Source organism: Halorubrum sp. Atlit-26R, assembly GCF_003666015.1.
GTDB lineage: Archaea > Halobacteriota > Halobacteria > Halobacteriales > Haloferacaceae > Halorubrum.
Map to the genome: position 1 here is coordinate 1 of NZ_QPLT01000301.1, position 584 is coordinate 584.

The 584-nt window shown below is 65.1% G+C and carries 1 protein-coding gene; it reads right to left on the reverse strand.

Annotated features, from left to right (window positions below; translation table 11 throughout):
• Positions 1-77 precede the first annotated feature (77 nt).
• A partial coding sequence (locus tag DVK07_RS20675; RefSeq protein WP_121598598.1) for a DUF1616 domain-containing protein occupies positions 78-584 on the reverse strand: 507 nt, incomplete at its 5' end.

Below are 584 nucleotides of genomic sequence, written 5' to 3' on the forward strand. Positions count from 1 at the left end.
CATGCGGAACTGTCGAATCGGGGGTTTCGACTGGGCGGCGGCAAGTGACACGGTGAGCAGACGGCCCCGTCGTCGGGTCAACTCGCCTCCACGTTGATCCAGAGGTGAAGCTCGCGGTACGCGTTCTGACCAGTCGGATCCTCCGGAACGGAATCGCGATAGAGGAGGTACTGAACGCGGAGGTCCTCACCGGTCCGCGTCGGCCGAAGCGTGTGTCGCTCGCGGTGGGTCGCGTTGTGATCGACGGTCGCGCTGAACCGGTCGAGCTCGGTCCGGTCCAAGACCGAAGTATTGTTCCCCGCAATTTCGACCTCCTGTAGCTGGACCACGACGTGGTACTCCGTCGGTTCGTACTCGTTGTTGCCGATACCGACGATCAGCTCGGCGGTCTCGTTGATGGCCATCGTCTCCGGATAGCCGTCCGCGACGAGCTCGCCTTCGGGCGTCTCGGTGAGCAGGTAGAACTCCGAGAACTGTTCGCCCTGGGGCGGAACGGCGACCGCGTAGCCGACGCTCCCGACGGCGAGCAGCACGGAGACGGCGAGGACGACGTTGAGCGCGGCGTCGGTCCGGTCGTCGGGTTC